General features: G+C 34.9%; 11 protein-coding genes, 1 tRNA gene and 1 pseudogene. 6 read left to right on the top strand and 7 right to left on the bottom strand.

Annotated features, from left to right (window positions below; all coding sequences use genetic code 11):
• Positions 1 to 157 precede the first annotated feature (157 nt).
• A complete protein-coding gene (locus tag ACF3OC_RS09535) occupies positions 158 to 319 on the top strand; it encodes a hypothetical protein (protein ID WP_179221506.1) in 162 nt (53 codons plus the stop codon).
• Here ACF3OC_RS09535 and ACF3OC_RS09530 read toward each other — a convergent pair.
• The 6 genes and pseudogenes from ACF3OC_RS09530 to ACF3OC_RS09505 form a co-directional block, all read right to left on the bottom strand.
• Positions 316 to 963 (bottom strand): nucleotidyl transferase AbiEii/AbiGii toxin family protein, encoded by a 648-nt coding sequence (locus ACF3OC_RS09530; protein ID WP_094281599.1) that lies wholly within the window; start codon positions 961 to 963, stop codon positions 316 to 318. The two genes, ACF3OC_RS09535 and ACF3OC_RS09530, sit on opposite strands and share 4 nt — an antisense overlap.
• Positions 964 to 965: 2 nt before the next feature.
• Positions 966 to 1,469, bottom strand: coding sequence for a DUF6922 domain-containing protein (locus ACF3OC_RS09525; protein ID WP_094281597.1), 504 nt, complete (start codon positions 1,467 to 1,469; stop codon positions 966 to 968).
• 335 nt (positions 1,470 to 1,804) lie between these two features.
• A pseudogene (locus ACF3OC_RS09520) lies at positions 1,805 to 2,646 on the bottom strand (RteC domain-containing protein).
• Positions 2,647 to 2,662: 16 nt separating this feature from the next.
• Complete coding sequence (locus tag ACF3OC_RS09515; RefSeq protein ID WP_218823985.1) at positions 2,663 to 3,562, bottom strand: RNA polymerase sigma factor; 900 nt, start codon at positions 3,560 to 3,562, stop codon at positions 2,663 to 2,665.
• Positions 3,559 to 3,996: a phage integrase SAM-like domain-containing protein gene (locus ACF3OC_RS09510; RefSeq protein WP_094281595.1), complete on the bottom strand. Its 438-nt coding sequence runs from the start codon at positions 3,994 to 3,996 to the stop codon at positions 3,559 to 3,561. The genes ACF3OC_RS09515 and ACF3OC_RS09510 overlap by 4 nt, the downstream gene beginning before the upstream one ends.
• A 214-nt stretch (positions 3,997 to 4,210) precedes the next feature.
• Positions 4,211 to 4,301 (bottom strand) — tRNA-Ser (locus tag ACF3OC_RS09505).
• Between the two features lie 106 nt (positions 4,302 to 4,407).
• Here ACF3OC_RS09505 and ACF3OC_RS09500 point away from each other — a divergent pair.
• The 4 genes from ACF3OC_RS09500 (at position 4,408) to coaA (ending at position 7,382) form a co-directional block, all read left to right on the top strand.
• The gene (locus tag ACF3OC_RS09500) at positions 4,408 to 5,472 is read left to right on the top strand and encodes a patatin-like phospholipase family protein (protein ID WP_094256316.1); all 1,065 of its coding nucleotides are present in this window, start codon (positions 4,408 to 4,410) and stop codon (positions 5,470 to 5,472) included.
• A 120-nt stretch (positions 5,473 to 5,592) separates the two neighbouring features.
• Positions 5,593 to 5,985, top strand: coding sequence for a methylglyoxal synthase (locus tag ACF3OC_RS09495; RefSeq protein WP_094256315.1), 393 nt, complete (start codon positions 5,593 to 5,595; stop codon positions 5,983 to 5,985).
• Positions 5,975 to 6,385, top strand: coding sequence for an OsmC family protein (locus tag ACF3OC_RS09490; RefSeq protein ID WP_094281593.1), 411 nt, complete (start codon positions 5,975 to 5,977; stop codon positions 6,383 to 6,385). The genes ACF3OC_RS09495 and ACF3OC_RS09490 overlap by 11 nt, the downstream gene beginning before the upstream one ends.
• A 52-nt stretch (positions 6,386 to 6,437) precedes the next feature.
• On the top strand, positions 6,438 to 7,382 hold the full coding sequence (gene coaA, locus ACF3OC_RS09485) for a type I pantothenate kinase (RefSeq protein ID WP_094256313.1): 945 nt from the start codon (positions 6,438 to 6,440) through the stop codon (positions 7,380 to 7,382).
• On the opposite strand, the gene ACF3OC_RS09480 is transcribed toward coaA, so the two are convergent.
• Complete coding sequence (locus tag ACF3OC_RS09480; protein WP_094281591.1) at positions 7,369 to 8,250, bottom strand: mechanosensitive ion channel family protein; 882 nt, start codon at positions 8,248 to 8,250, stop codon at positions 7,369 to 7,371. The two genes, coaA and ACF3OC_RS09480, sit on opposite strands and share 14 nt — an antisense overlap.
• 190 nt (positions 8,251 to 8,440) lie before the next feature.
• Here ACF3OC_RS09480 and ACF3OC_RS09475 point away from each other — a divergent pair, with 190 nt between their 5' ends.
• Entirely contained in the window at positions 8,441 to 9,394 is a 954-nt protein-coding gene (locus tag ACF3OC_RS09475; RefSeq protein ID WP_392471518.1) for an acetyl-CoA carboxylase carboxyltransferase subunit alpha, read from the top strand.
• Positions 9,395 to 9,417 lie beyond the last annotated feature (23 nt).

Below are 9,417 nucleotides of genomic sequence, written 5' to 3'. Positions count from 1 at the left end.
ACAAAGTTTTCTGGTTGTGATTTGTCTAATAAAATGACTTTTATTTAATCATCAACAAAAATGTTGAACAAATTGCAATTCACATAAATATAACCAAATAAAAGCTCTCTCAATTACGGAAAACCGTAATTTGATACAAATTCAAAATCTAATTATTATGGAAAAGGAAATAGAGAAAATTCCTATTGACGAAGCAATGGAAATGCTAAAAGAAGTAGGGATAAATGTCAATCAAGAAGATGCTGAACGGATTATGGAATTTTTATATAATCTTGTTGGAATAATTATTAGGGAATGTTTTGCGGAATATATGGATTAGGGTTTATATGCTTTAACCGCATCAACAATATCCTCCTTTATAAATTCCCAGTATTTCCCTCTTAAACAGATTGGGTCGAAATCATCATCGGCTAACTCAAAATTAATGAGATTGTTCATTATGAGTTCTTCATCATGTGTATAGGGATAACGGTCTAGGTGCAGAGAAAACATAGTAGAAATATTGTAATGGGAAAGCAATTCATGCAAATCCCAAAAATCTTTCTTGCGACCTATACGTTGTACCACATCTATTTTCATAGCAATGATTTCTTCGGTAGTAGCCATTCTAATTTCATCCGTAATCAAAGGAGGTTGTATAAAAGTATCCGTATAAAACACATCTAATTTTACCACATTGTCCTTATCTGTTCCCACACTGTAAGATTTACCCATTGCCGGATCAAAATTTGAAAAATGATGGTGGTAGGGAAATGTTTTTTCTATGAATTCATCAATAGCTTTAAAATCAATAGAACCATATGGGGCGTCACTAAACAAATCTATATCTACAGACAAACGATGTCCTAATTGAAGACTTAATGCTGTACCGCCCACCAAACGAAAAGACTCAAACACAGAAGACTCCATTAGATTAATCAATGTGTTTTTTAACAGATCATTGACAGTGTTATAATACATCATAATTAGTCTGTAGTTTTATTGGTTCTGTATATAGTATATGGATTTCTGATATTGGACTCCTGCAAAGCTTGGTTTACTTTTTCAGTACCATAAAAGCGAATAATCTCATTTTTGTCATTCTCATTTCCTCGCTCAAAAACACGTTGAATAACAGCCCTGTATTGTCGCTTCCAATCTATGAGTTGAATATCCGTATCCCAAAACAAAGCTTTACTTAAGATATGTAGATTAGGAGTACTTCTGATTTCTTTTTCTTTGATTTTTTGGATATCATAATACGCCTGCAATATCACCAAAGTACCTTCTTCCAACCCAAGTTCTCGCTCAATCTTCAATGCTAATGCCGTGCTGATACCTCTTTTACCTTTGGTAATAGCATTAAAGGTTTGAGGGTGTTCCTCTAAAGACAAAGCAAAAGGACGTTGCTTGATAGAACGTTTTTTTAATTCTCTATCAAGTATAATCCCCGGATGAATCCCTTTGTATTTCTCAAATTGCCTAATCATAATACAAATATAAACATTTTTGTTTACATAATTATTTAGTGACCTGATAATTTAAATGAGAGATGGAAACTAAAAGGGTTGACATTCAGATAGATTTATATATGTTTGGTATATTTCTATTATTTTGCCAAACTTATAATTTCGATAGCCTGAAAAAATAATAAGCAAATATTCACTCCAAAAGAAAAAACAGAAAAAAAGAAAGCCATTCTAACAACGGATGCAAGCCAACAAAGCACTATAAGTCCCGAAGGGTGGCGAAGCTATTATGCGTACGGAGTTGGTGGCATCAGTTAGCTTTGCTGCCCTTTTTGTTTGTTTTTATTTGTATTCGTTTACAAATCTTTATCCATATATCCTCCAGAGAAGATTTTAGCTGGTCTAAAAATGTGGTTCTGGAACCGGCTCGATATTTCATTCGGTGGAAAGAATGGTGCAAATCTCCCAAGGTAATCTGAAATAGTTTTTCAAGAGCAAAACTGATTTTTCTTATTCCTATTCTTCCATACGAAACGGAACCACTCGCATGGAGAGCATAAACCAGTTCTATAAAAGCGTTTTTGGTATCTGTCCAAAGAACAGCATCCGAAGAAATATCTCTAATAGAAAGAGGATCCGTCATTTCATCATTATTGATTTTGTGAAGGATGTAGGTATAGAGTAACTCATTAGCAATTATCCGAGCTACTTTGTAATCAAAGTAGGTTGAAAACAGAGGATCAATTTCAAAGACAAAACTATTTAGACCATCATGAAAATTTATATTACCTAATCTAAAATAGGTCTCATCACGGTCAGTTCTTCCCGAACGGTAATATCTGTAAAAATCTGAATTGTCTATATGTTTCCTGTATTCCTCTTTTAATTCCTGCAATTGCTTTGAGAAATAACTCGTATAAATATTTCCCTTATCAACCGGACAAGCTGTTTCAATACGGAAAATCTTATTGTAATAAATGAGTTTGGATAGGATTTGAGGTTTTATGTTTCGAAAGAAATTGATTTCTTCCCATTGATCTTTAAATCCTTGTTTCGTAATAAGTTCCTTTGTTGACAATAAAGTGTCCTGTAAATAAATAATCATCTCATACGCTTCCTTAATCACATTGGATGTCAGCGAAAAGGTATTTTCTTTTCGTTGTATCTGCGAAATAATATGATTGAATGAAGAGGTCATTTAATGTACTGTTCTTTTAGCTTTTATTTTGTTTCAAACGCTCTATTTCCTTATACAATGTGTGTTGCTCTGCTTTGGATTTAGTTAGGCTGATTACTTTTGTATAGTGTATGATTGCAGTATCAATATTAGTGTCGGCATATAGGTAGCCTAACAATGCTTGATAGTGACCATTCACTGTTAGACCAAGTTTTTCTGCTTCTAAAATTGCTTTTTCATTCCCATACACTTTAGCAAAAGCGAATGTTCGGTTTAATGCGGAGGTGGGTGAATATTCAATTAGAATAAGCTGATTATACAATTGTAAAATATGTTGCCATTTTTCATTACTTGTTGGAGCTGTATGCCAATAAGCTATTCCGGCTTCCAAATGGTATTTTGAAACTTCATTTCCGTTGGTGGCATTGACCAGATAATAATTTCCTCGTTGAATAAGCGATTGATCCCACAAACTTTTGTCCTGTTCTTCAAAAAGTATTGTTTCCCCATTTACATTTGTTCTTGCTTCCAGTCTTGAACTTTGAAAACACATCAATGCCAGTATAGCATTTACCTGAGCAGTATTAGTCAATGGATTTTCTGTTAATAATAAAGTCAATCTTGTAGCTTCGGAACAAAGCTCAGTCCTGATTTGCTTGTTACTAGTTTTAGAAAAATATCCTTCGTTAAATAATAAATACAAGGTTTTCAAAACAGTTTCCAATCTTGATTCTATCTCTGTTTCGCTTAATGATGTAATCTGAAAATTATCGTTCCGAAGATGGGTTCTTGCTCTTTGTAATCGTTTTTTGATGGTTTCTGTTTTCGTCAGAAAAGCATTCGCTATTTCTTCTACACTGAAACCACAAAGGATTTGTAGTCCTAAACAAATTTGACTTTCGTTTGAATTTGCAGGATTACAAACCGCAAAAATCATTGACAACTGACTATCTGTAATAATCTAGGCTTCCTTAGAAATTCCGCATAGCCTTTTAGGAACTTTGAAGTGATTTTTGAACAGTATAGAGGGGGTACTACATAATCGACCAAAGAATTGAGAACAGTTGTAAAAGGCTTTGAAGTGCTGTTTCTTCCTTCTTCCTTGAGCTTCTCTATATGGTATTTTATAAAACATAAAAAATCAATATCCTTTTTATCACGTGTCAGAATCTCTAAAACATCATCAACAGATAATAGCTCAATGTTCTCAATTTCGTCTATCTTTTTACGATAGGTCTTAATTGGCTTTGCTAGGTGATCTATAATAAAATCTAGCTCTATTTCATCCTCTCCAACTATTTGGGATTCATCAATGAAATGAGAAGTCTTTATGTACCTTGATTTACGGCCATGGGAGAGCCTGAATACCACGTTCCAGGTCCCATCTGATTTCTATTTTGCTTTAAAATTTTAGGGGTAATTGTTGCCATATTTCATAAAACATTCATAAAACATTATATCACAAACATACGTAAAAACTAAGTATGTTAGCAAAATACTAAAAATATTAGTTGAATTGATTTAGGCAAAAACCGCTTTTAAATAGAAAAGGAGCTTATTTTGTGAAATAAACCCCTTTTTTGGTTGGCGGAGAGGGAGGGATTCGAACCCTCGATACAGTCATCCCGTATACAGACTTTCCAGGTCTGCTCATTCGACCACTCTGACACCTCTCCTGATTGTGGCTGCAAATATATTACTTTTAACCAGCTTTAACGCATTTTTGTTAAAAAATATTTCCCCTTTCTGAATTCCTTTGATTATCTTACCTTATCACTCAATATGAAAAGAATATTATCAATCGATGGTGGCGGAATCCGAGGTATTATCCCGGGAATGATGCTCGTTTCGCTGGAACAAAAAATTAAAAAAGCCACCGGAAACCAAAATGCCCACCTCTCTGATTATTTCGACTTCTTCGCAGGTACTAGTACCGGTGGTATCCTCATCAGTATTCTCCTCTGCCCTGATCCGCAAGATCTCACTAGACCTAGGTTCTCCGCTAAAGACGCGCTCGATATTTATATTAAACATGGTACAGATATCTTTACGACCAGCAGCTGGCGAAGATTCCTCAACCAATTCGGACTATTAACAGAACTATACGACGAGAAAGTTCTTGAAAATGTGCTCGAAAGCTACTTCGGTGACCAAAAACTCAGTGAACTGATCAAACCTTGTATTATCACCGCATATAATATTGAACTCCGTAAAAATCACTTATTCCGCCAACAAAAAGCTATTACCCATGGTGAATCGCGGGATTTTTATCTAAGGGATGTATGTCGTGCAACCTCTGCTGCTCCAACTTATTTCTCCGTTGCAGAAATTTACTCCCTCGCCGGAACAAGATACCCCTTGGTAGATGGCGGAGTATTCGCCCATAACCCTGCTATCTCGGCTTTATTGGAAGTTCTTAAAACCTATAAGACCTTTAAGATTGATGATGTCCATATCCTTTCCCTAGGAACGGGAATTGCTAAGAACGCCTATAAATACGAAGACTTTAAAAAGCAAAAAGCAATCTCAATCGGACCTGCCCTAGTGGATATTATGACCAGTAGCTCCTCAGAAAGCAACGATTATTTCCTACATCAACTGTTTCGATCCGTTCAACACTCCTCTAACTATATCCGAATTGAACCTTCCAATTTATCATCTATAGAACCAGCGCTGGATGCTGCCTCCAAAGGGAATATTCAAAAGATAGTGTCTCTGGCAGATAAATTAATCAGCGATAATGAAAATATGTTAGATGCGTATGTATTGGATCTTATAGCTGATAAGGAAAGGAAAAGCGAGAAAAAACATACCTCTGTATGGCAATACCTCAAGGAAAAACTTTAACCCCAGAATAAATAAGAAGATTAAAAAATTGACATTTTAATATCCTTAAAATAACCTTGTCAAAATATTTTTGTTATATTATCGAAGCGATCAAAAATAGCACGCAAACTAAATTAACAAATGGCAAAAACTATAGCTTTAATTGCACATGATGGGAAAAAAGCCGAAATGGTAGCATTCGTAAAAGACCATCAAGAAGAATTATCCAAAGCTCATCTCGTGGCAACAGGAACAACAGGTTCTTATATTCAACAAACTGGTTTAGAGGTAGAATTAAAACTATCAGGACCCAAAGGTGGGGATGCCCAAATTGCAGCAATGGCTGCGGAAGGCAAAATCGAAGGGATCATCTTTTTTAGAGACCCACTTGGAAAACACCCGCATGAACCCGACATTCAAATGTTGATGCGTATATGCGACCTCTGGAATGTGCCCCTAGCGACTAACCCAGCAACAGGATCATTAATTATTAAAGGATTATTAGAAGAAGAAACAAAATTATATGGCAAATGAAGTATTAGTTAGTATCGGTGATAGTAGTTATACAACAACAATTTCGTACGAAGATTTAAATATTTTAGCAGATGAACCTATTGAGTTAGGTGGTGAAAATAAAGGCTTAGCGCCTACTCAACTCCTATTATCTTCTCTAGGAGCTTGCAAGGCAATTACAATGAGAATGTATGCCAACAGAAAAAAATGGAATGTAGACAAAATTGATATTCAGGTTTCTAGTGAAGTTCAAAAAAGTGAACAACAACAAACAACTTTTATCAAATGTAATATATTTATAGATGGTGATTTGGACGAAGATCAAAAACGAAGACTTTATCAAATCGGTGAAAAATGTCCGGTTCATAAAACTTTAATGCATCCAATTGTCATTGAAAGTAATCTAATTGATACAATTTAATTAAAAAACAAATCTTGATTGTATATTTGCGACTTGAAAAATTCAAATTGCTATGCCTCTAATCAGTGAACATACTTTTACAAGTCCGTTCCAAAACTTTACTCGTGAACAGTGGAAAAGATTGAATGGTCAATTAAGCCATCAGATTCAAGAGAAAGATTTAGATCAATTGCATGCCTTAAATGAACCTCTAACAATGGAGGAAATTGAGGATATCTATATCCCTTTGGCTCATTTATTAGAGGTTCATATCAATAACTTCCAGGAATTACATGCGAAAAGCAATATATTTTTCAAACGCAATCACCAGAAACTACCTTTCATTATTGGAATCGCCGGATCAGTAGCCGTGGGAAAAAGTACAACCGCGAGGGTACTTACCAAGGTACTATCGCTCCTACCGAATAAACCAAAAGTTGAACTGGTTACAACAGATGGATTCCTTTATCCTAATAAGGAATTGATAAAAAGAAATATCCTTAACAGAAAAGGCTTTCCAGAAAGTTACGATACCAAAAAATTAATGCAATTCCTGGCAGATATCAAGTCCGGAAAATCTCAAGTAACTGTTCCTCTTTACTCACACCTGGAATATGATGTTCTTGCTAACGATAAATTGATTATTTCTCAACCTGATGTACTTATTGTAGAGGGAATTAATGTATTGCAGGTAAATTCTAGAAAAAATGGTGTGTTCGTATCAGATTTCTTTGATTTTTCGATCTATGTGGATGCTGATGAGAAAAATATCGTTTCTTGGTACATTGACCGCTTTGAATCCTTAAGAGCAACTGCCTTCCAAAATTCTGCATCCTATTTTCATAAGTATGCTAATTTATCTGAAGAGGAAAGCTACAAAATGGCCAGACAGATTTGGAATGAAATCAATAAGCCAAACCTTCACGAAAATATCCTTCCTACAAGATATAGAGCTGACCTAATCCTTAAAAAAGGCTCAGAACATTTTATCAAGCGTGTAAAAGTTAGGAAGATCTAAGGATATTGCGCTCAAATTTAATTATTTCCTTTAAGATTTCATTTTCAATATTCCTGTGCATGCGATTACTATTGGTAACTGCATACAGATCTATTTTATAACGTACGAAATCCTTTCCTATATCTAATACTTTCACTTGAAATTCATCCTCTTTGAACTCGAGATTTGGATGTGTTATCAAACTCAGTCTAAGATGTTCCTCCAATTCTTCTAGATGCAAGGAAACTTCCAATGGCAACTCAAACTTTACGGTAAATAAACTTGACTGATGAGCAGATAAGTTCATAAAGGTAGAAGTAAATACGAGGTTATTTGGAACCATCACAATATCATCTTCTTCATCTTGAAGAACTAAGTTGGCAAAAGTAATATCAATTATTCTTCCCTTATGATCCCCTACCTGAATACGATCTCCAACAGATAATTGTTCTGAGAACATAACAATCAATCCTGAAATCATATTGGTGATATAGTCTTTGAAAATTACTGCGATTGCCATCGCAACAATAGTAATACTGGTAATAAAATCTTTAGGATTGATTCCAAAAGCAGTCATAATAGCAATTACAAGGAATACAGTATTTAACACAGCTGTCAATCTGTTAATGCCAAGCACAAAATTACCACGTTCTCTTTTAATGGAATTTCTGGCATTATATAAGATAATGACCAAAAATCTAACCATGGAAAGTAGAATACTAGGAATTAAGAATGAATACAAACCCTTTAATATCTGGGCAAGAAGTTTCCGTTGTTCAATTTCATGTTCAAAATGAAGATGACTGAAAATAATAAGGATTACCAGAATAACCTTTGCGATAAAAGCCCAAGGAATTTTCGGTTTGTTAACTGAGGCAGCTGCATTCATGGTCTTGAAGATATTATTTTTTTAATTACAACACAAAACAAGTATTGGCATCAATTTGTTATATTGCTTATTATCAACTACTAAATAGTTTTAGGATGACTTAATGTTAAGCTAATGATGAAATAACATTTTATAATTCTTAAAAAACAAGTAACTTAGCTACCGCTTTAATGACACCAAACAGGTAATTATGGAGACGACATTTGATTTTGAAAAGCCGATTGCTGATCTACAGACGCAAATCGAAAAGGTTAAACAAGTAGAAGAAAAAACCAAAGTAGATATGGGCGCTACAGTTCGTGAATTGGAAGAAAAACTAGAACAAACAAAAGTTGAGGTGTATAGCAATATGACTGGCTGGCAGAAAGTGCAGATGTCCAGACATCCTGATAGACCACAAACCTTCGATTATATTGATTTAATATGTGATGATTTTATCGAATTACACGGCGATAGAAATGTTCGTGACGATAAAGCTATTGTTGGTGGATTCGCAACAATTGGCGGACAATCCGTAATGGTTATTGGTCATCAAAAAGGTAAAAACACCAAAGAACGTCAATTCCGTAATTTCGGTATGGCAAACCCTGAAGGTTATAGAAAAGCTTTACGCCTTATGAAAATGGCAGAAAAGTTTAATAAACCTGTCGTTACCTTAATCGACACCATGGGTGCTTATCCAGGACTTGAAGCTGAAGAGCGTGGTCAAGGTGAAGCTATCGCTAGAAACCTACTGGAAATGTCTGTTCTAAAAGTGCCTATTATTTGTATTGTAATCGGTGAAGGTGCTTCTGGTGGAGCCTTAGGTATTGGTATTGGCGATAAAGTGTATATGTTGCAAAATACTTGGTACTCGGTGATCTCTCCGGAATCTTGTTCTTCAATCCTTTGGAGAAGTTGGGACCAGAAAGAAAGAGCTGCTGAAGCATTGAAATTAACGGCGCAAGATATGTTGGGTAATGGATTAATTGATGGAATCATTGATGAACCAATTGGTGGTGCGCATCAAGATCCTGAAGCTACGGCCCTAAATGTTAAAAATAAAATTTTATCAGACCTGGCTGTCCTAGGTGCTAAAGATAAAGAAACACTGGTTGCTGAACGAATTGATAAATTCAGCAAAATGGGAGTTGTAAACGAATAAAATGAAAGCCTTGATTAATTCAA

This window comes from Sphingobacterium cellulitidis, assembly GCF_043187465.1.
Classification (GTDB): domain Bacteria; phylum Bacteroidota; class Bacteroidia; order Sphingobacteriales; family Sphingobacteriaceae; genus Sphingobacterium; species Sphingobacterium cellulitidis.
The sequence above is the reverse complement of the archived record's forward strand: the minus strand, read 5'-3'. Positions and strand labels throughout refer to the sequence as shown.